The sequence below is a fragment of the Dawidia cretensis genome, assembly GCF_018598175.1.
GTDB lineage: Bacteria > Bacteroidota > Bacteroidia > Cytophagales > Cyclobacteriaceae > Ohtaekwangia > Ohtaekwangia cretensis.
In genome coordinates, this window is record NZ_JAHESE010000034.1 from 15,542 (window position 1) to 36,860 (window position 21,319).

15 protein-coding genes are annotated in these 21,319 nt (G+C 53.2%); 6 read left to right on the top strand and 9 right to left on the bottom strand.

The window, feature by feature from the left end; translation table 11 throughout:
- Positions 1 to 12: 12 nt before the first annotated feature.
- Genes kdpA through KK062_RS24550 form a run of 6 tightly spaced genes read left to right on the top strand, consistent with a single transcriptional unit; the run spans position 13 to position 8,381 of the window.
- The gene (gene kdpA / locus KK062_RS24525; protein WP_254087014.1) at positions 13 to 1,728 is read left to right on the top strand and encodes a potassium-transporting ATPase subunit KdpA; all 1,716 of its coding nucleotides are present in this window, start codon (positions 13 to 15) and stop codon (positions 1,726 to 1,728) included.
- A gap of 8 nt (positions 1,729 to 1,736) precedes the next feature.
- A complete protein-coding gene (gene kdpB, locus KK062_RS24530; protein WP_254087015.1) occupies positions 1,737 to 3,806 on the top strand; it encodes a potassium-transporting ATPase subunit KdpB in 2,070 nt (689 codons plus the stop codon).
- 17 nt (positions 3,807 to 3,823) lie between these two features.
- A complete protein-coding gene (locus KK062_RS24535) occupies positions 3,824 to 4,390 on the top strand; it encodes a K(+)-transporting ATPase subunit C (RefSeq protein ID WP_254087016.1) in 567 nt (188 codons plus the stop codon).
- Positions 4,391 to 4,402: 12 nt separating this feature from the next.
- Complete coding sequence (locus KK062_RS24540) at positions 4,403 to 5,488, top strand: porin (RefSeq protein WP_254087017.1); 1,086 nt, start codon at positions 4,403 to 4,405, stop codon at positions 5,486 to 5,488.
- A gap of 47 nt (positions 5,489 to 5,535) precedes the next feature.
- Entirely contained in the window at positions 5,536 to 6,660 is a 1,125-nt protein-coding gene (locus tag KK062_RS24545; protein ID WP_254087056.1) for a sensor protein KdpD, read from the top strand.
- Positions 6,657 to 8,381, top strand: coding sequence for a sensor histidine kinase (locus tag KK062_RS24550; RefSeq protein ID WP_254087018.1), 1,725 nt, complete (start codon positions 6,657 to 6,659; stop codon positions 8,379 to 8,381). The genes KK062_RS24545 and KK062_RS24550 overlap by 4 nt, the downstream gene beginning before the upstream one ends.
- A gap of 3 nt (positions 8,382 to 8,384) precedes the next feature.
- Here KK062_RS24550 and KK062_RS24555 read toward each other — a convergent pair whose 3' ends face one another.
- From KK062_RS24555 to KK062_RS24595, 9 genes are all read right to left on the bottom strand, one after another.
- The gene (locus KK062_RS24555; protein ID WP_254087019.1) at positions 8,385 to 11,594 is read right to left on the bottom strand and encodes an error-prone DNA polymerase; all 3,210 of its coding nucleotides are present in this window, start codon (positions 11,592 to 11,594) and stop codon (positions 8,385 to 8,387) included.
- A gap of 19 nt (positions 11,595 to 11,613) precedes the next feature.
- Positions 11,614 to 13,074, bottom strand: a complete 1,461-nt coding sequence (locus KK062_RS24560; protein WP_254087020.1) for a Y-family DNA polymerase — start codon at positions 13,072 to 13,074, stop codon at positions 11,614 to 11,616.
- Between the two features lie 40 nt (positions 13,075 to 13,114).
- The gene (locus KK062_RS24565; RefSeq protein WP_254087021.1) at positions 13,115 to 13,840 is read right to left on the bottom strand and encodes an ImuA family protein; all 726 of its coding nucleotides are present in this window, start codon (positions 13,838 to 13,840) and stop codon (positions 13,115 to 13,117) included.
- Between the two features lie 123 nt (positions 13,841 to 13,963).
- Complete coding sequence (locus KK062_RS24570; RefSeq protein WP_254087022.1) at positions 13,964 to 14,500, bottom strand: carboxymuconolactone decarboxylase family protein; 537 nt, start codon at positions 14,498 to 14,500, stop codon at positions 13,964 to 13,966.
- A gap of 263 nt (positions 14,501 to 14,763) precedes the next feature.
- Positions 14,764 to 16,188 (bottom strand): hypothetical protein, encoded by a 1,425-nt coding sequence (locus KK062_RS24575; protein ID WP_254087023.1) that lies wholly within the window; start codon positions 16,186 to 16,188, stop codon positions 14,764 to 14,766.
- A 339-nt stretch (positions 16,189 to 16,527) separates the two neighbouring features.
- Positions 16,528 to 17,697: a zinc-dependent alcohol dehydrogenase gene (locus tag KK062_RS24580; RefSeq protein ID WP_254087024.1), complete on the bottom strand. Its 1,170-nt coding sequence runs from the start codon at positions 17,695 to 17,697 to the stop codon at positions 16,528 to 16,530.
- Positions 17,698 to 17,710: 13 nt separating this feature from the next.
- A complete protein-coding gene (locus tag KK062_RS24585) occupies positions 17,711 to 18,526 on the bottom strand; it encodes an SDR family NAD(P)-dependent oxidoreductase (protein WP_254087025.1) in 816 nt (271 codons plus the stop codon).
- A 28-nt stretch (positions 18,527 to 18,554) separates the two neighbouring features.
- Positions 18,555 to 20,741, bottom strand: coding sequence for a catalase (locus KK062_RS24590; RefSeq protein ID WP_254087026.1), 2,187 nt, complete (start codon positions 20,739 to 20,741; stop codon positions 18,555 to 18,557).
- A gap of 3 nt (positions 20,742 to 20,744) precedes the next feature.
- Positions 20,745 to 21,317, bottom strand: coding sequence for a YciE/YciF ferroxidase family protein (locus KK062_RS24595; RefSeq protein ID WP_254087027.1), 573 nt, complete (start codon positions 21,315 to 21,317; stop codon positions 20,745 to 20,747).
- Positions 21,318 to 21,319: the final 2 nt, after the last annotated feature.

Here is a 21,319-nt window from a genome sequence, read left to right on the forward strand (position 1 = left end):
TGTATAACTATCATGAATACTGAAATCTTGGGTGTGATCGTCACCTTTCTTATCACGGTCCTGCTGGCATACCCGCTGGCAGTATATATTGCCCGGGTATTTAGCGGCGAAAAAACGTTCTCCGACTTTCTATTGCCGATAGAGCGATTTATATATCGCCTCTGTGGTATTAACCCCCAGGAGCCTATGAACTGGAAACAATTCCTCAAAGCCATGCTGACCATCAACCTGGTATGGTTCGTCTATGGCTTCTTCCTGTTACTCTTCCAGGATCGCCTGCCACTGAACCCCGACGGCAATCCGGGACAGACGCCTGATCTGGCTTTTAACACAGCCATCAGCTTCCTGGTAAACTGCAACCTGCAGCATTACTCCGGTGAATCGGGCCTTACTTATTTTACGCAATTGTTTGTGATCACCTTCCTGCAGTTTGTAAGCGCTGCCACCGGCATCGCGATGCTGGTCGGCGTACTCAACAGCCTACGTGAGAAGACCACCAACAACCTGGGCAACTTCTGGGAGATCTTCCTGAAGACCAACACCCGCATCCTGCTGCCGTTGTGCATCGTGGTGGCGGCGCTGCTGGCCTTTAACGGAACACCCACCAGCTTCGACGGCAAGGACACCATCACCACGCTGCAAGGCGACGAGGTACAGGTGTCACGTGGCCCGGCCGCGGGTATGATCGCTATCAAACACATCGGCACCAACGGCGGTGGCTGGTTTGGCGTCAACTCGGCACATCCACTCGAAAACCCCACCTACTTCACCAACATGCTCGAGCTGATCATGCAAATGATCATTCCCATCGCGGTGATCTTTGCGCTGGGCCTCTATATCCGCCAGAAGAAGTTTGCGTATGTGATCTTTGGTGTGATGACGATCGGCATGCTCTTGCTGCTGATCCCGACGATGGTCTATGAGATCAACGGCAGCACGGCCATTGCCAACCTGGGGGTGTCGCAAACCGCCGGTGCGATGGAAGGGAAGGAAGTACGCTTCGGTCCCGCGTCTTCGGCATACTGGAGTATTGTCACGACCATTATTTCTACCGGTTCTGTGAATTCCATGCACGATAGCTCCATGCCCTTGTCGGGTATGATGCAAATGCTGGGCATGATGGTGAACGCTTTCTATGGCGGCTGCGGCGTGGGGATTCTGAATTATTACATCTACATCATCATCGCCGTCTTTATCTCCGGGCTGATGGTCGGCCGTACACCCGAGTTTATGGGGCACAAGGTGGAAGCACGCGAAGTAAAGATCGCGATGACGGTAACATTGCTATCGGCCTTCCTGGTAAAAGGCATGACGGGTATAGCAGCTTATTTTGTCGCGAACCAACCGGACATTGCCTGGGCGGTGAAGCCGTCGGCCTGGTTAAACAACCCGAGCTTCCACGGCTTCTCGGAGATGCTGTACGAGTATACTTCGGCCAATGCCAATAACGGCAGTGGTTTTGAAGGGCTTGGCGACAACAATATCTTCTGGAATGTGACTTCGGGCGTTGTGCTGATCTTTGCCCGCTTCCTGCCCATCATCGGCCCCGTGGCGATTGCCGGTCTGCTGGCCCGCAAAAAGTATATACCCGAAGCGGCCGGCACCCTGCGCACCGACTCCTTTACCTTCGGCATGATGACCTTTGCAGTGATCGTGATCGTTACGGCCCTGTCCTTTTTCCCGCCGCTGGCCCTGGGTCCGCTGGCCGAATATTTCTCTCTTAAATAACCTGAGTCATGTCACGTAAACGCACTATAAAATTATTTGAGCCGGCGTTAGTCGGCACCGCCCTGCGGCAGTCGTTTGTCAAGCTGGACCCACGACTGATGTGGAAGAATCCCGTGATGTTTGCCGTCGAAATCTGTACGGTAGTCATGCTGGTGGTTGTACTGAACCAGATGATTACCGGCGACGCCACCCAGGGTGCGCTGTGGTATAACATTACCATCTTTATCATCCTGCTGATCACCGTGCTCTTCGCCAACTTTGCCGAAGGACTGGCCGAAGCCCGCGGTAAAGCGCAGGCTGAGAGCTTACGCAAGACACGCGAAGAGACCCGCGCGAAAAAGATTACCGACGGCACGGGCCATATACAGGTCGTGGCTTCGTCGCAGTTGAAAAAAGGCGACCTCTTCGTCTGCGAAGTCGGCGATATTATCCCGATCGACGGTGAGATCGTAGAGGGTATTGCCACCGTGGACGAATCGGCCATTACCGGTGAGTCGGCCCCTGTGATCCGCGAGGCAGGTGGTGACAAATCGTCGGTAACGGGTGGTACAAAAGTACTCTCCGACCGCATCCAGGTGCGCGTAACGACCGCGCCAGGCGAAACCTTCCTCGACAAGATGATCGCGCTGGTAGAAGGCGCTTCGCGTCAGAAGACACCGAATGAAATCGCGCTGACAATCCTGCTGGCGGCCTTTACCATGATCTTTCTGATCGTGTGTGTGGCGCTGAAGCCTTATGCCGACTATGCCGGCACACCGATTACCATTGCCGCCTTTATTTCGCTCTTTGTGTGTCTGATCCCGACCACTATCGGTGGTCTTTTATCCGCCATCGGCATTGCCGGTATGGACCGTGCGCTGGGCGCAAACGTGATTGCCAAAAGCGGTAAAGCCGTAGAGACAGCGGGCGACGTAGACGTGCTGCTGCTGGACAAGACCGGTACTATTACCATCGGTAACCGCCGCGCCACGAAGTTTCACCCGGCCAAAGGCATTACCGAAGACGACCTGATCGAATGCGCTACGATCGCTTCGCTGGCAGACGAAACGCCCGAAGGTAAATCCATCGTAGAGCTGGCTGCTGCGCGTGGGTATAAACATCCTGCACTGGTGGGTAGCAGCAGCGACCTGACCTATGGTGTGCCGAATGCCCGCATTATCAAGTTCTCGGCCGAGACGCGTACATCCGGCATCGACCTCGACGGCCGCACGATCCGCAAGGGCGCGTATGATGCGATCCGCAAACTGGTGGAGAAAGCCGGTAACCGGGTGCCCGATGATATACACGCGGCCGTAGAGAAAATCGCTGCAAACGGCGGTACACCGCTCGTAGTCGCGCAGAACGACATCGTATACGGCGCCATCGAGCTGCAAGACGTGATCAAGCCCGGCATTACCGAGCGCTTTGAGCGCCTTCGCAAAATGGGTGTAAAAACGGTGATGGTTACGGGCGACAATCCGCTAACGGCAAAGTATATCGCCGAGAAAGCTGGTGTCGACGACTTCATTGCTGAGGCAAAGCCCGAGGACAAGATGGAGTATATTAAAAAAGAACAAGCTTCCGGTAAGCTGGTTGCCATGATGGGCGACGGTACCAACGACGCTCCCGCCCTGGCACAAGCCGACGTAGGCGTATCGATGAACAGCGGTACACAGGCGGCGAAAGAAGCCGGTAACATGGTGGACCTGGACAACGATCCGACCAAGCTGATTGAAGTGGTGGAGATCGGTAAGCAGCTGCTCATTACCCGTGGTACGCTGACAACCTTCTCGGTCGCCAACGACGTAGCGAAATATTTTGCCATCGTGCCGGCGTTGTTCATTACCTCGATCCCGGCCTTGCAGGCACTAAACATCATGGGCCTGAAGAGCCCGGAGTCAGCGATCCTGTCGGCGATCATTTTCAACGCCTTCATCATTCCGCTGCTGATACCCCTGGCGTTGCGCGGCGTGGCGTATAAGCCGATCGGCGCGTCGGCGCTGTTGCGCCGCAACCTGCTGATCTACGGCTTTGGTGGTATCGTGGTGCCTTTTATCGGCATCAAACTAATCGACCTGGTCCTGGGAGTGTTCATTTAACCACAAAAAATATTGGTATGAAAAAGAATCTGTTAATATCCCTGAAGCTGACGGCGGCCCTGATCATTGTGCTGGCCGTGCTTTATCCACTCTTTATTGCTGCCGTGGGCCGGTTGACCCCGGGTGGTGGCCGCGGTGAGACGCTGTCTACCAACGGTAAGGTTGTGGGCTATGCCCGCATTGGCCAGAAGTTTACCGACGATAAATATTTCTGGGGCCGTCCCTCTGCCGTGGACTATCATGCGGCAGGCTCTGCCGGTAGTAACAAGGGCCCGAGTAACCCTGACTACCTGTCGGTAGTAGCGGCGCGCATCGATACCTTCCTGGTGCATAACCCGGCTGTCACGAAGGAACAAATTCCCGCCGACCTCGTGACGGCTTCCGGCAGCGGCCTTGATCCACACATCTCGCCACAAGCAGCGCGGGTACAGATTGCCCGTATCGCACACGTGCGGGGCATGACACCGCAGATACTCGAATCCCTGGTGGACACCTATACCGAGTCACCGCTGCTGGGTTTGTTTGGACCGGCACGTGTGCACGTACTGCGCCTGAATATTGCCCTGGATCAATTAAAACCATAATTCATCACACGTATGAAAAAATCGTTCGTTATTGCCCTTCTATGTATTACCACAGCGGCTGGTGCGCAAGAAGCACAGGATACACTCAAGCCTTCGCCCTTTACAGTAAGCGGTTACGTAGAAGCCTACTACTTATATGATTTCAACCAACCCGGTAACAATACGCAGCCACCGTTCGTATACTCGCACAACCGGCACAACGAAGTAAACATCAACCTGGGTTTTATACGGGGTGCCTATACAACCGAAAACGTACGCGCCAACCTGGCCATCATGAGCGGCACGTATGCCAACGCCAACCTGGCCGCCGAACCGGGTGTACTCAAGAATATCTACGAAGCCAATGCCGGTGTCAAACTGTCGTCTACCCGAAACCTATGGGTCGATGCCGGTATCTTTGGCTCGCACATCGGCTTTGAAAGTGCCGTCGGTAAAGACTGCTGGGCGCTGACGCGCAGCATCATGGCCGACAATACGCCCTACTACGAGGCGGGTGCGAAGGTTTCGTACACCACCGACAACGGTAAATGGTTTCTGTCGGGACTGATCTTAAACGGCTGGCAGCGCATCCAACGGGTGGAAGGAAACTCACTGCCTTCCTTCGGCACGCAGATCACCTTTAAACCTTCTGATAAGATCACGCTAAACAGCAGCAGCTTTATTGGTACCGACAAACCCGACAGCGCCCGCCAGATGCGGTATTTCCATAACTTCTATGCTATCTTCCAGGTATCGAAAGCAGTAGGCATTACTGTGGGGCTCGACTACGGGATGGAAGAAAAGAACCCGGAGACCAGTTCGACCAACTTCTGGATTTCACCCATCGTTATCGCCAGGTTTGCCCTAAGCGAAAAGCTGGCGCTTGCGGTGCGCGGTGAATATTACCAGGATACGAACGGGGTGATCATTGCCACGGGCACGCCGAACGGCTTTAAGACTACGGGTGTCTCCGCCAACTTCGACTATCAGCTGAACGCCCAGGCCGTGTGGCGGGTCGAAGTCCGTCACCTTACCGGTACAGATGCAATTTTCGAAGATGGCAACGATGTTTCAAAAAACAATACCTTTGTGACTACCGCGCTGGCGATAAGTTTTTAGCACATGATATACCCGGCATGAATAACCATTATACTACTGACTCCATCATGCGCGAAAAAGAAGAATCCGTTCAGCATTTTCTGGGTCTGATCCGAAAGTCGCGGCGGGGCAAGTTCAAGATATACATTGGCATGAGCGCCGGTGTCGGGAAAACGTATCGCATGTTGCAAGAAGCCCATAGCCTGATGCGCAACGGCGTCGATGTGCAGATCGGATATGTCGAGACGCATAACCGACGCGAGACGCATGGGCTGGTCGATGGGCTGCCGATCATCGCGCGCAAGACCCTTTTCTATAAGGGTAAGGAGCTGGACGAGATGGACCTGCAAGCTATCGTAAACCTCCACCCTGAGCTCGTCATTGTCGACGAGCTGGCGCACACGAACATTCCCGGTAGCAAGCATGAAAAGCGCTGGCAGGATGTGTTGGAAATTCTCGAGGCCGGCATCAGTGTCATCAGTGCGGTAAACATTCAGCACATTGAAAGCATTAACGAAGAAGTCCGGTCGATCACGGGCATTGCGGTTACCGAGCGTGTACCGGATAAAGTATTGCAGCTGGCCGACGAGGTTGTCAATATCGACCTGACGGCCGACGAGCTGATCGCCCGTCTGAAAGAAGGCAAGATCTATGAAGCTTCGAAGATCGAGACGGCGTTACGCAATTTTTTCCAGTCCGATAAGATCTTACAGCTGCGCGAGCTGGCGCTGAAAGAAGTAGCCTCACAGGTCGAGCGCAAGGTAGACTCGGAAGTTACCATCAACGCGCGGCTACGGCATGAACGCTTTCTGGCCTGTATCAGCAGCAATGCCGACAATGCCCGGATGATTATTCGCAAGACAGCGCGCCTGGCCAGTTACTATAATTCGAAGTGGTGTGTACTCTATGTTCAGACCAGCGCCGAAGATGTAAACCGCATCAAGCTGTCGGTGCAGCGGCACCTGATCAACAACTTTAAGATGGCGACGGAAATGGGCGCGGAAGTGATCCAGGTAAAAAGCGACAATATACCATCGTCTATCATCGACGTGGCGGAGCAACGAAAGATCACCACGATATGCATGGGCATGCCCCGGCTGCGGCTATGGAAGATTCTGACGCGTACCTCGTCGTTTACCCGACTGGTCAAAAAACTTTCCGGTTCGGATATAGATTTAGTGATACTATCATGAGCATTAAAACCAAAGTAGCCTGGGGTGTTACCTTCCTCTTTGCGCTGATCCTGACGATTGGCGGACTGGGCCTGTATTACCTGCACAACCTGGCGCGGTCATCGCAGCAAATCCTGGTGGACAACTATGAGTCGATGGAGTATGCGCACCAGATTCTCGCGGCGTGTGAGTCGTTGCGTACGGACTCAGCAGTCGCCATGAAAAGTATCGAGACCAGCCTGACCCTGCAAGAGACTAACGTGACCGAGCCGGGCGAACGTGAAGCAAGCCTGGCCCTGCGGTCGGCCTTTGAGAAGCTGCGTAACACCGGATTATCCGACAGCGTGGTGGCGCGCATCCGCCATGCATCGCTCGCATTGGAGAACATCAACATGAAAGCGATCGTGCGCAAGAATGGAACCACGCAAGAGACGGCACACGATGCTTCTACGTATCTTATTATCATTTGTACATTGTGTAGCCTGGCGGCCTTCACCTTTATTGTAAACTTTCCAGGCTATATCGCCAACCCCGTTATTCAGCTGACGAATAGTATCAAATCTATTGCGGGCAAGAATTACGAAGAGCGGTTGCACTTTGATCGTCGCGACGAGTTTGAAGAGCTGGCTGAAGCGTTTAACCAGATGGCGGAGAAGCTGGACGAGTACGAGCACAGCAACCTGGCGCGGATCCTCTTCGAGAAAAAACGCATCGAGGCCATTATTCACCGGGTGAGCGACCCCGTCATTGGTCTTGACGAAAAGAGCCGCATCATCTTTGCCAATGAGCGGGCACTCGATATCCTCAACCTCTCGCGTGCCGAGCTACTGGACCACTATGCGCCCGACGTAGCGGTCAACAACGATTTGTTCCGCAGCCTGATCAAAAGCGCTGCGAGCGACAACCAGGAGAAGACGTTGATCAAAGCCATGGTGGGGCATAAAGAAAACTTCTTTACCCAGGAGAGCGTTCGCGTGCGCTACTCGCCTACCGGCGAAAAAGAACGCGTCGATATTGGCACCGTTATTTTGCTTAAGAACGTTACGACTTATAAAGAGCAGGATCTGGCGAAGACCAACTTTATTGCGACCGTATCACACGAGCTTAAGACACCGATCGCTGCTTTGCAGATGGGTGTGAAGTTATTACAGGATACGCGCGTGGGTGCATTGAATGATGAGCAGGCGAATATTACCCGTACGTTACACGACGAAATTTTACGGCTGTCTAAGATCACCCATGAGCTGTTGGATTTATCGCAGGTAGAGACGGGTAATATTAAGCTCGACATTCGTAAGACTGCGCCCTTCGATATTGTACGAATGGCTACCGAGGCTGTACAACTGCAAGCGGAGCGCAAGCCGGTATACCTGGCGCACGAGCTTGCGGCAGACTTGCCTCCCCTCCTGGCGGATGCGGATAAGACCACGTGGGTGTTGGTGAACTTCCTGACGAATGCTATTCGCTATAGTCCGGAGCGGGGGACTATCCTGATCCGTGCAGCACGTGTGGGAAATCATGTGCGGCTGTCGGTGCAAGACAACGGCCCGGGTATCGAGGCGCGGTATAAAGCGCGGATCTTTGAGAAATATTTTCAGGTGCCGGGTACGCCGATGGGTACGGGGTTGGGACTTGCTATTTCGAAGGAGTTTATTGAAGCGCAGGGCGGTGGTGTGCAGGTGGAAAGTGAACCCGGTAAAGGGAGTACGTTTTCTTTTCATCTGCCGGTAGCGGTGGGATAACGTTTAATGGAAATTCCTTCCCTTTGGAAATATACTGCCTTGTATAAGGGCTTGCTTGTCTTTGGTCACACCGGCAGGTTCTGTCGTTTCATCAGCGCGTGAGCGCGGTCCGATTTCCATCGTCTCGCGGGAGCCGACCAATCCCTGTAACAAGGTCGACACATTAAAGCAGCGTTGCACGACTACGTGTATCACTTCGCCTTCGCGTTGCACTTTGCCTTCTACCATCAGCAGTTTGGCTTGAATGATTTCTTTGCGGTATTTGTCAAATAAGCGCTGGAAGACAACCAGGTTGCCGGGGCCTGTCTCGTCTTCGAGGGTTATAAAACAAATTCCTGTTGCTGTGCCTGGCCGTTGACGGACCAATACCAGGCCGGCTACTTTTACCAGGTCACCATCTTTCGCGGCCGCCAGGCTGCCCAGGGGTGTGACGCGGAGTTGATCCAATGAAGCGCGGACAAAGCTGACGGGGTGGGCTTTGAGCGACAGCGACGTGGCGGCGTAGTCTTGTACTACATGCTCGGACAGGGCCATCGGTGGCAGCGTGATCTTTTCTTCGATGGCCTCGCGGGCGTGCTGCCCGGGGAACAGTGCTTTCGGGCCGTCTTTCACGGATACTTCCCATAACGCCTGGCGGCGGTCGAGGCCTACGGAGCGAAAGGCATCGGCATCGGCTAAAGCTTCGAGTGCTGCCTGGGGCACCCCTACTTCACGCAGGGTATGAATGGACGTATACCCACCGTTACGCTGCTTGATAAGATCCTCCATATCCTCTTGCCGAAGCCCGTTCGCTTGCCGGAAGCCCAGGCGCAGGGCGCAAAATTTACCGACGCGTTCTTCGAGTGTGTTATCCCACTGGGAGTGGTTGATGTCGACGGGGCGGACTTCTACGCCGTGTTTGCGCGCGTCGATGATGAGCTGCGCGGGCTGGTAAAAGCCCATGGGCATGCTGTTGAGTAGTGCGCAGGCAAAGACGTCGGGGTAATAACACTTGAGCCACGACGATACATATACCAGCAACGCAAAACTTGCAGCATGGCTCTCGGGAAAACCATAACTGCCAAACCCCTCCAACTGCCGGAACACCCGCTCGGCATATTCCTGCTGATACCCTTTTTTTATCATGCCACTGATGAGCTTCTCGCGAAAATACGAGACCTTACCTTTGGCCTTGAAAGTAGCCATGCTGCGGCGCAGCTCATCGGCTTCGGCCGGCGTAAAGTCCGCCGCCACGATGGCGATCTTCATAGCCTGCTCCTGGAATAACGGCACGCCCAGGGTACGGTTTAAAATTGATTTTAATTCTTCCGAGGGATATTCTACCAGTTCTTCTCCATTGCGGCGGCGCAGGTAGGGATGCACCATGTCGCCCTGTATGGGACCGGGGCGTACGATGGCTACCTCAATCACGAGATCATAAAAACATTGGGGTTTCAAGCGTGGGAGCATCGACATCTGTGCCCGGCTTTCGATTTGAAAGACACCAATGGTATCGGCATGACTGATCATTTTATATACTTCCGGATCGTCTTGCGGAATGTTCGCCAACGTAAGATTGAGATCATGGTGTTTCTCCGCCAGAACAAACGCTTTACGAATACAGGTGAGCATGCCGAGTGCGAGCACATCGATCTTCAAAAACCCCAGCGCTTCGATATCATCTTTGTTCCACTCTATACACGTGCGGTTTTCCATGCGCGCATTTAATACCGGGCACAAGTCGGAAAGCTTACCCTGCGTAATAATAAAGCCTCCGGTATGCTGCCCCAGCTGGCGGGGAAAGCCGATGAATTGAGTGGTTAGCTCCAACACCTTTCGCAGTGTTGGCTCATCCGGGTTGAGGCCCTGACTGATGATACGGTCACGATCAAATCCTTCTTCCCGAAAGCTCCAGATCAGGCCGGCCAGACGGTTGATGGTATCCACCGACAGCCCCATAGCTTTTCCCACGTCGCGGATAGCCCCCCGGTGATGTTGCTGCGTCACGGTGGCAACAATGGCGGCACGATGGCGACCGTATTTGCTATAGATGTATTGCATGACTTCCTCGCGCCGTTCATGTTCAAAGTCCACATCGATGTCGGGAGGCTCGTTGCGCGCCGAAGAAATAAACCGCTCGAACAGCAGGTCGAACTTGGAAGGGTCTACCGAGGTAATGCCCAAACAATAACATACCGTGGAGTTGGCGGCGGAACCACGCCCCTGGCAAAGTATTTTCTGCTGACGGGCATACCGTACAATGTCGTATACCGTGAGAAAATACGGAGCATAGCTCATCTGCTCCATAAACGCCAGCTCATACCGAATAGCCTGCTGAACTTTGTCGGGAATGGTTTCGCCGAAGATTTCCCGGGCTCCTTTCCAGGCAAGGTGCGTCAGCTCTTCCTGGGGCGTGCGCCCCTCTTCGGTGAGCTCTTGCGGATAATGATATTTCAGCTCGTCGAGCGAGAAAGTGCAGGCAGCGGTAATCTCCTGCGTGCGCTGCAACGCGTCGGGATATTGGCGAAACAGCCGCGCCATTTCGTCTACGGTCTTGAGATAACGCTCGGCATTCGGGTGCAGCCGAAAGCCTGCCGTATGAATGGTACATTTCTCCCGCGCACAGGTGACGATGTCTTGCAGCTCGCGCCGTTCGGGTGCGTGGTAATGCACGTCGTTGGTCGCCACCATGGGGATATTCAGTTTCCGCGCCAGCTGGTCAATCCGAAAAAGACGTTTGGCATCGTCCCCCCGGTAGGTACGGCTGGCGGCGATGTAGAGCACATCGCCCAGCGCTTCGCGGTATTCCTGCACATCTTGCAGAAAGGTGGCATCCAGCTCGAAGCGTTCGTTGAGCGGCGACGGCAACACGATGAGCTTGCAATCTTGCAGTTGGGTATAGACATCATGTTTATAAAGATGGCAATCACCCTTTTCGGCCCGTAGGTTTCCCGTGGTGAGCAGGCCCGACAGGCTGGCATAGGCTTGTATAGTAGTGGGAAATGCCAGTAACGACGGACCGTCCTGCAGGTCGAGGCGGCATGCTGGTATGTACCGGATGTTGGCCTTCTTCGCGGCTACATGTCCGCGGACAATACCCGCCAGTGTGTTGCGATCGGTGACAGCAATCGCAGTATATCCCAGCGCTGCAGCTTGCTGTACCATCTCCTCGGGATGTGACGCCCCGCGCAGGAAACTGAAGTTCGTTGTTACCTGTAGCTCGGTGTAAGACATGTTTCCTCCTCTTTTTATATCAGGCCAGGAAGCCGTGAATGAACCATTGGTAGATCTTTTCGTGGTAGTGTCCCAGGCGGAACAGCCAGTAGCGGCGCCCCGCATTGTCTTCCACACGGTAATAGTCGCGGTGCTGACCTTGTTGCAGCCACCACTCCTGCTCGATGCGCTCCGGGCCATCGGCGCGCACAATGGTATGCAGTTGTCCTTTGTAGCGAAACAGCATGGGGGGATGGTCGGGCGTGAGCGCCGTGACCTCGATACGCTCCGGCACGGGCAGCAATTGCAGCGGGCGCAAGTGCCCGATACACCAGGGTGCCGTGGACTGCTCTTGCAGCGAGGTAGCCCGGCGGAAGGAGCGCTCCGGCCAATAGTGCTCGTCGGGCAGGTACCGGTGTATAACCTCTGTGCCCAGGCGACTGGCCAGGCGATCCACCAACTCCGACAGGCGCTGGTCGTCGAGCCCACCATAACCTTCCCACAGCTTTTCCTGGTGGTCATACTGTTCTTCTATCTTGGGCGCTTCCAATATAAACAGCTCGATGCCGAGCGCCGGCTCGATCGTGGGCAGCGACGTTTCGAATAACTTAAACAAGTGCCGCGGGTTGTGCGAAGGGCGATGGGTACCAATGGCAACCTGCTCTACTTTGCCATCCACACGATACCCTTTCAAGACTGCGGTGCGTAAACCTTTTTGCTCCTGCTGCAGGCGTTGACACAAGGTCTGTAACAGTTGCTCCAGGGCGATGGCGATGCCTGTAGCCGTCACGATCGGCTCCAGGCAGGGCAAGCGTTCCTGGTACGCTTCGACAGGTTGTACGGATTCCAGTATTTCGTCTTCGTGACCCAGTGCCTGTCCCAGCCGTTGTAAAAAATGCTCGCCAAAGCGGCGGCGCAGCGATGCGCGCTGTACATGCATAAACTGACCGATCTGATGCAGTCCCAGCTTGTGCATGCGGGCGACAGCGTCGGCTTCCAGCCGCAACGCTTCGGGCGGCAGTACGAGCAGCCTGTCGGCGTGGCGGCGAGGCTCGATCACCCACGGCGCACAACCATAACGTGCCACGCCCCAGGCAACGCCTGCGGTATCGGCCATGGCGGCCTGTACGTCGTAGTGACGGGCTTGCAGCTTTTTGACGATCGTTTCCAGGTACGGCGTTTCTCCACCCCACAGGTGGGCACAGCCCGAGACGTCTAAGAGTAATCCATCGGGAGGGTCTACGGCTACGACGGGCGTAAACCGGATGCACCATTCGGCCAGGCGGTGCAGCAGCTTGTTTGCGAGCTCCGGCTTTTCGGGCAATGCCTGTAACGTGGGTTCTACTGCGCGGGCGTCGGCCAGTACCATGCCGGCATGGATGCCGCGGGCTTCTGCTACGATATTGGCCGCTACGATCGTGACCCGGCCGTGTATTGGGGCGGTGAGCACAAAAGGTTGCTTACGTCGTTCGGGTTCCCGGAGCGAGAACCAATCCGTCATTAAGTGCCGGAACCAAATCGATACATACCTGCCCGCCATATCATCCCACTTGCTGTTGCTTTTCGTGTATCTGTACCGTTGTATATACGGGTGTGAACGTGCCGTCTTCCCACCGTATATTCCACACGCCGGTTTTGCCATTGCGCATGCGCAACAACTCGACTTTCCATTGTGGGAAACCCAATCCGGGTAAACCCTCTTCCGGTTCACTCGCCAGGGATGTGATGCGCCACCGTGACACACATGCAGTAGTACCCACGTTGCGTTGCGCATGCCGTAGCACAAAACCCGTTACGCGACTCTGCTCTACGGCCAGTTGCAACCGACGGGAGGCGGTAAAGCTTATTTCGCGCACCTCGCCCACGACGGCCGCCAGGGCACCACACTTGAGGGCCTCTTCCATGGCCCACAATACATCACGTTCTTTTTTCAGATCCAGAAAGATGAAGCGGTCGGGTGAGACCCCAAACCCTTGCAAGGCCGGAGGAAAAAGCCTGCGCGCAGCGCTGACCCAGATAGCGACACCTTTATCGCCCATCAGCGGCGCCAGCAGGCCGGCCATGAAGCCGCTGGTAGCAGCACCTTGTTCCATACTGGCAGTCAGAAACTCGTGCACGGCACCGACTGGAAATGTGCCATTGGGGAATGCTTCCTGAAAAGGCCCTAAACTAACATCTACTGCCGCATGGCTGCCCGGCCGGAATCCTTCGAGGCGAAGAATCTCGCGTTGCAATGCTGCAATGATATCGGCTTTTTCCGCAGACATGCTGGGCTCTTTTCATTTTGTTTGGGAAGAGCAAAGCTAGATAAAAACTAACATTATTAGCTATAATATCTAATAATATTAGTTGATCGCTAGACTTTAGGCAGAATTGGCCTGGAAAATCGATTACAGCGCCTCGGCTACGGGAAAGTCAACCGGCACGTCGGTCAGGGCATAGACATAATTGGTAAAAATTCGCATGGTGACGAGCCCTGTCAACTCCACCAGGGCAGCTTGCGGATATCCCGCCGCAAAGAAGTTGTCTACCAGGACCTCCCCGGCATGACCGTGGTTTTCAACGATGGATTTTGCCAGGCGAAGGATGGTGTTTAGCCGTGCATCGCTTGTTTCACCGCGACGAATGTCAAGCGTCTGCGCCTTCGTGAAACCTTTGGATGTGGCGAGAATCGTGTGGGCCGCGAGACAGTATGCACATTGGTTTACTTCCGACACGATCAGGGCGACGGCCTCACGTTCTTTTGGCGTGAACATACCGGTGTTGAGCGATGCTTCAAAATCGAGAAAGCCTTTTAAGGTCGGAGCAGAATAGCCAATGGTGGCGTACAGATTGGGGAGCTTGCCTACTTTCTTTTTGATTTGATCAAAGAGTACTTGGGATGTGGGGCTTACCTCTTCGGTAATAGGTACTTGAATGGTTTTCATACATAATTCGAAATTGTTACTGGAGTATACGTGATGACGATCAAAAACGGATACATGAAATGCAGGACAAAAGGGACCGTGTATAGGACAATTTCGACGTAATGAAAATTATTATGACACCTGGAACTTTGCTGATATATACTCTGTTATAAAGAATATAAGTGTACGACTTTACATAATCCACTCCTACTAATCTTGGATCTATAAAAAAGAAGAGACCGTCACATATGAAGAGACGGCCTCTTCTGTTATGCTATCCTTATTTACTGGTTATAATATACTTCCCAACCGTATATTGTTCGCAATGCTTCCAGTTTATAAACAACATCTTGAGGAAGCGTCTCGTGAGGCACTACGCGCGAGTGCCAGAAATAACCGTTCCGAATATTTTTAGCAACAGTGTTTGCATAGATATTATCAACAAGCGCATGGTAATTATCGTCCCAATAGCTGAACCGAACGTCGCGCAGATTGTGCTCGGCAGGCAATATCGTCGGCGTTTCCGTACTTACCCCTTGAATGATCAGCGTCTCGAGCTTAGTTTGGTAGGAAAGGTCCAGATAATCCAATTTAACGTCCATCAACTTTAAGCTTTTCAGATTCACGGCCTCGCGTATATCGATCGCTTGCATGCCATCCGGATAGGACACTCCCGTACCGGCTTCTATCGCTATGATCTTATCCAGATCATTACGCACGGAAATAGTTCGCCAGGGTTTAATCGCATAGTAATTCTTTACAAGCCTTCCACCGTCGAATGTCTCTTTCTCTGTATAACCATCTCCCCAATCGATAAACACTGTGCCAGCGCCTTCAAAGCTCAGGTCTACCGGCGCACCTGGGAACATCCAGTGACCATAAAAAGAAATCGACGGGCTATCCAGTGGCATCGCTTCTTCCAATATGACCTCCAACGGTATATCCTTGTATTGCGGTGCATTTTCCGGCAACGCCATGGGGCTGACGTACGAAACATACCCAGGCTTGTGGATATACAATTCAAATCCACGACCGAAAATATTATCATGCGCCACGGTATTGATCTTTGCTTCCAGTGTAATGGTCTGATTATAATCCATAGACCCTATCAGGAATGCTGTGGCATCGGTCAGTACCAGTCCGCTGCCACTCCGCACAAAGACGGCTATACGGAAAGACTTCAGCGCGGGCGCATCGACAACGGAGAGATCAAACGATACATAACCAAAGTCCTCCGGATCGTGGTTTTGCGCGGAAATAACCTGCACCGAAATATTGGTGACACCATTGGCATCGACGGAAAAAACAAACGGCACAGGTTTGGATACATAGTGACCCAGCTGCGATTCGATCTTTGGAATCAGGAACAATATTTCCGACGAGTCCTGTACCACCCAAAAGTCGGTGACCTTGTAATTGCCCGGCTCCAGCCGTATGGGCGCCGTGACGAGGCCTTCGCCCATACGCAAAATGTTGATCCGCGCTTGTGTCAGTACGGGTGTGCCGTCGGCTTTTGTCACTGTAATCAATACAGCGGCACCATCGGGTATCTCGGCCGTTGCGCGGCCGGAGGCATCGCCGCCCCGCAATAGCCCGAGAGAAAAGCTCACATCGCGCGGTGTAGCCACGCGCTGTTGTTCATCGTTACAAGATTGTGTGACCCACAACAGTGTCACGAACATCGTAAAAAGCAAAAAGAATTTTTTCATAGACAGTGATATTTAAGGTTGAAAAAGAATAAAGCACAGCCATCCGGGATGTATAAATCATCCTGTTAGAAATACTAAGAAAAAATGTAATGGTCCAGACAGAAGATACTGCCTGTTGTATCCACTGCTGGTTTGCAAAAAGACTCTATAAATACCCTGCTAACCCTTCCATACTAGCCCGTCAACAAATTACCGGACTAAAATTAAAATATATTTGATGGCATTCGGAAGAAGTGTTGAGAAGATTTTAATACTCTAATGCAATTCTAATATGAATCCAACAAAAAGAGCGCCCCGATATCCGAGACGCTCTTCTTTATTCTAACCTTTCCCCAATTCTTACTTCCAGGGATCGAGTACTACTTTTACGCAGTCTTCCTCTCTTTCTTTAAATATCTTGTAGGCATGTGATACCTCGGAAAGTGGAAGACGGTGAGTAATGATGTCGTCTAGTTTTACCTTACCCTCTACGACATACTTCAGTAATAGATCTATGTGTTTATGCGCGGGGGCCTGGCCACCTTTAAGGGTAATGCCCTTGTCAAAGAACTGCCCTATCGGAAAATTATCATAATGTACGGGATATACACCCAATACAGGTACAATGCCTCCCCGACGAACGGCACTCATACAGGCTTCCAATACTTTAGGCGAGCCTTTCTCCAGGTTAATGACAGCTTTGGCCCGATCAATCAGGTTACGATCCGGTTCAAAACCGACAGCCTCGATACAGACATCGGCTCCACGCCCCTGGGTCATTGCACGAATCTTTTCCACTACTTCTTTGGCGCCGTCTTCCCAGAGAATTGTTTCACAGGCCGCGGTCGCTTCCGCCTTGGCCAGGCGATACGGCAATGTGTCGACTACGATCACGCGGCCGGCCCCACGCAGCCAGGCGCTTTTAGCCGCCATAATACCTACGGGACCGGCACCAAAGATAGCTACGGTCTCCCCGCCCTTTACTTCACCCCAGTCCACACCGCTATAGCCTGTCGGGAATATATCAGTCAGGAAAAGCACTTGCTCGTCCGTCAGGTTATCGGGCACAATCCGGGGGCCAACGTCGGCGTAAGGCACGCGTACATACTCGGCCTGGCCACCATCATATCCACCATACAGGTCGGTATAGCCAAAAAGCGCACCGCCTTTTTCTTTTAGAATACCACCTTCCGGGCCATAGTGCTCAGGATTGCTGTTCTCACAATGTCCAGGCAAGTGATTGCTGCAAAAGAAACAGTGGCCGCAGGCAATGGGAAATGGCACCACAACCCGATCGCCGCGTTTTAGCTTTGTGACCGTCGACCCCACTTCCTCGACAATGCCCATGAACTCATGTCCGAGCACCATGGGGCGGGGCTGTGGTAAGCCACCCGAATATATATGCAGGTCCGACCCACAGATAGCCGTGGCGGTAACTTTCAGAATCACATCGCTGTTTTCCTTAATAACAGGATCGTCAACAGTATCATATGTAACGGACCGGGGTCCATGGATGCGTGCTGCTTTCATTCGTGTCGGAAGATTAGTGAACTTGTTTTTCTTTCTTCTCCCGTGCAGGACCTTGCTGCTTTTTCATTTTGTCGGCCAGTGCGCCATCGGGCGTTACGTTGCTCATGGCAACCTGCATTTTGTTCTTCATGCCCGATACCACCATATCATCGCCGTTCATCATGGCTTCATAACCATCCTTCGCGGCGTCGGCAGCGTTATCAAGCTTGCCCTCTTGTACAATCTTAGAATCGTTCATGTCGGCTTTATTAAAGAAGTCGGTGTCGGTAGCGCCCGGTAGCAGGGCTGTAATCGTGACACCCTTGTCTTTTACCTCACTGCGCACAGCTTCGGTAAACGACTGCACAAATGCCTTGGTACCATGGTATACTGATTGCCAGGGGCCGGGCATTTTGCTGGCGATGGAAGAAAGGTTCATGATGCGGCCATGTCCCTGGGCTACCATGTCACGCAGGAAAAGCTTCGTGAGGATCACCAGACTGGAGATATTGAGGTTAATGATATCCAGCTCACGTTGCAGGTCGGTGTCGAGGAATTCGCCATATTGACCTTGTCCCGCATCGTTGATCAGTATTTCGATGCCCAGATTTTTTGTTTTGACGTCATTGTACAGCTCAAAGGCGTTAGCCGGTACAAAAAGATCTTTCGAAATAGAGATCACGTCTATACCAAATTCGGTTTTAAGCTCGTTTGAGACGCGGATCAAGTCTTGCTCATGGCGTGCTGCCAGAATCAGGTTATAGCCATCCTTTGCCAGCAGCCGGGCCAGTTCGTAGCCAATGCCGCTGGTGCCGCCAGTCACGACAGCATATTGATTTTTAGATTCCATAGTGTACAGGGTTTATTTTTATAATTGTTTATGCCGGCACCCGTCTGGGTTTTTCACGCTCCCAGAAGCGGTGCTGTTTCATAGCGAGTATAAATTTGTCAGACAGCGCCTTCAAATCCTGCAGGACGACTATGCCTTCGCGCAGCACGGTATCCTCCTCGGCATCTGGCGGCAACTTTTTATGGAAGTATGTCGCCTCGAGCACCTGCCGGGCAGCTTCATCGGCTGCAATGGGCTTGCAATGTTTAAAGGCTTCGTTGAGAAAATGTACAGCATTAGCCTCTGCCGCCAGTGTGGCGACGCTGTTTACTCCACCGGGTACATATACAGCATCGTATAGTACAGATGCTCCCGTGAGAAAACTATGGTGTACCTCGAGCTGCTTTTGGTCTTCGCTCAGGATAAAACCTTGTTTCGGAGCGATGATCTCCACGATGGCGCCTTCTTTTTCCAGGGCTGTCCGGACAAGAGAAACGGCGGCATCGTCAAATCCATCGGCCGCCAGGAAGGCCACCTTGCGCGTGCGAATGCTGTTCTTGACCGTGTTGGCCATGCTAAGCGCTTCTGAACGGGCAAGCTTTCCTTCCGGGTTGACCGATTCATAGGATTGTGGATCGGCATCGGCGGGAATGCTCTGGTTAACTGTTCCGGGCAGCTCTTTGGGAATGGAAAGGCCCAACCCATAGGCTACCTCATTGGCGAGGCCGTTGTCGATATTCGCCAGGATCACCAGCATGCGCTCGCGGATCGCCACCGTCTTGACTTTGCCCAACTCAAAACGGAGCGCATCGATAATGTGGTTCTTCTCGGGCTCGGACTGGCTACTAAAAAACAATCTGGCCTGGCTAAAGTGATCGCGGAAACTGGGACTGCGCTCGCGTACCTTGTGCGCGTCGATGCGCTCGGCATGCGAGGTAAATCCACCCTCTGCGAATTTGGCCTGGAAGGGGCAGCCGCCGCCCAGCGTGTTAGGACTGTAGCTGGATTTGCCACGGTTGATCATCTGCCGTCCGTAGCCATCACGCTGGTTATTATGCAGCGGGGCGATGGTGCGGTTGATCGGCAGCTCGTGGAAATTCGGTCCGCCCAGGCGGATTAGTTGGGTATCGGTATAGGAGAACAAACGGCCTTGCAACAGCGGATCGTTTGTAAAGTCAATACCGGGCACCACGTGGCCGATGTGAAACGCCACCTGCTCGGTCTCGGCAAAGAAGTTGTCGGGATTACGGTTGAGCGTCAGTTTGCCCACCCGTTGTACCGGCACTAATTCTTCCGGAATGATCTTGGTAGGGTCAAGCAAGTCGAAGTCGAACTTGTGCTCATCCGCTTCGGGCACGATCTGCAACCCCAGCTCCCATTCGGGAAAGTTGCCACTGGCAATGGCATCCCACAGGTCGCGGCGGTGGAAGTCAGGGTCTTTGCCCGAGATGTTCTGGGCTTCATCCCACGCTACGGAATGTACACCCAACAGCGGCTTCCAATGGAACTTGACGAAATGTGATTCGTTCTTGTCGTTGACAAGCCGGAAGGTGTGCACACCAAATCCCTCCATCATACGGTAGCTGCGGGGAATGGCACGGTCGCTCATCGCCCACATGATCATGTGCGCAGACTCCGGCATGAGGGATATAAAATCCCAGAAGGTATCGTGCGCCGAGGCGGCTTGTGGTATTTCGTTATCGGGCTCAGGCTTGACTGCGTGGATGAGGTCGGGGAACTTCATGGCGTCTTGTATAAAGAAGACGGGCATATTGTTGCCGACGAGGTCAAAGTTTCCTTCTTGTGTATAAAACTTCACGGCAAAACCCCGCACGTCACGTGCGAGGTCTGTAGAGCCGCGGGAGCCTGCTACCGTAGAGAACCGGACAAATACCGGCGTCTCTCTGGTAGGGTCCTGTAGAAATCCGGCACGCGTGTAGGGTGCCAGTGACTTATATACTTTAAAGACACCGTGGGCAGCAGACCCACGGGCGTGTACGATACGTTCCGGTATGCGCTCGTGATCGAAGTGAGTGATCTTTTCACGCATGATGAAATCCTCCAGCAGCGTGGGACCTCGGTCACCGGCCTTCAACGAATTTTGATCATCGTTTATCCGAACGCCCTGGTTGGTGGTCATGAACTCGCCGGTGCTTACTTCAATATCCGGTGCGAGGTCTTTTGCTTTGTCGTTTTCGTTCGGCAAAGCTGGATTGTCTGTTGTGTTTTTGCTCATAGGCTATTCTTCGTCCTCTTGTGCTGCCTCGTAATTGATATCGTTCTCCGCAATTCCTGTCAACAGTTCATCCGTTTCTTTTTCTTCTTCCAGTGTCTCTGCGAGAATGTCAGCAATTTCGTCGTGGCCGAGGGTACGGGCCAGTTGTGCCAGACCACCATATGTGGCAATTTCATAGTGCTCTACTTTCTGCGCAGCGAGGATCAGACCGACGTCACGCGTTGCAGTACCTTTTTCAGTGTCTTCGATAATGCTTTCGGCTTCTTGTACCAAGCCTTCCATCGCATCGCACTTCTTAGCTTGTGCTTTGGTTTCCAGCAGCTCAAACACTTGTTCCAGACGTGCTACATGTTCCTGTGTCTGCTCCAAGTGGGTCTCAAAGGCCTCTTGCAGCTCGGGAGAAGTGGCCGCCTTTCTCATTTTCGGCAATGCCTTAGTCAAGTGCTTTTCCGCCCAGTAAATGTCTTTGATGCTGTCTTTAAAGAGTACGAGCAGTGCTGATTTCGGGTCACTCTCAGTTGCAACGGATGCGTTTGCCCGGGTAGATCCGGCTGATTTTTTTGCTGTCTTTGCCATAC

Coding starts and splice junctions, on each gene's coding strand:
- KK062_RS24595 (WP_254087027.1), bottom strand. CDS start 21,317: ATGGCAAAGACAGCAAAAAAATCAGCCGGATCTACCCGGGCAAACGCA.
- KK062_RS24545 (WP_254087056.1), top strand. CDS start 5,536: ATGCGCGAAAAAGAAGAATCCGTTCAGCATTTTCTGGGTCTGATCCGA.
- kdpA (WP_254087014.1), top strand. CDS start 13: ATGAATACTGAAATCTTGGGTGTGATCGTCACCTTTCTTATCACGGTC.
- KK062_RS24540 (WP_254087017.1), top strand. CDS start 4,403: ATGAAAAAATCGTTCGTTATTGCCCTTCTATGTATTACCACAGCGGCT.
- KK062_RS24555 (WP_254087019.1), bottom strand. CDS start 11,594: ATGTCTTACACCGAGCTACAGGTAACAACGAACTTCAGTTTCCTGCGC.
- KK062_RS24585 (WP_254087025.1), bottom strand. CDS start 18,526: ATGGAATCTAAAAATCAATATGCTGTCGTGACTGGCGGCACCAGCGGC.
- KK062_RS24570 (WP_254087022.1), bottom strand. CDS start 14,500: ATGAAAACCATTCAAGTACCTATTACCGAAGAGGTAAGCCCCACATCC.
- KK062_RS24590 (WP_254087026.1), bottom strand. CDS start 20,741: ATGAGCAAAAACACAACAGACAATCCAGCTTTGCCGAACGAAAACGAC.
- KK062_RS24535 (WP_254087016.1), top strand. CDS start 3,824: ATGAAAAAGAATCTGTTAATATCCCTGAAGCTGACGGCGGCCCTGATC.
- kdpB (WP_254087015.1), top strand. CDS start 1,737: ATGTCACGTAAACGCACTATAAAATTATTTGAGCCGGCGTTAGTCGGC.
- KK062_RS24580 (WP_254087024.1), bottom strand. CDS start 17,697: ATGAAAGCAGCACGCATCCATGGACCCCGGTCCGTTACATATGATACT.
- KK062_RS24575 (WP_254087023.1), bottom strand. CDS start 16,188: ATGAAAAAATTCTTTTTGCTTTTTACGATGTTCGTGACACTGTTGTGG.
- KK062_RS24565 (WP_254087021.1), bottom strand. CDS start 13,840: ATGTCTGCGGAAAAAGCCGATATCATTGCAGCATTGCAACGCGAGATT.
- KK062_RS24550 (WP_254087018.1), top strand. CDS start 6,657: ATGAGCATTAAAACCAAAGTAGCCTGGGGTGTTACCTTCCTCTTTGCG.
- KK062_RS24560 (WP_254087020.1), bottom strand. CDS start 13,074: ATGACGGATTGGTTCTCGCTCCGGGAACCCGAACGACGTAAGCAACCT.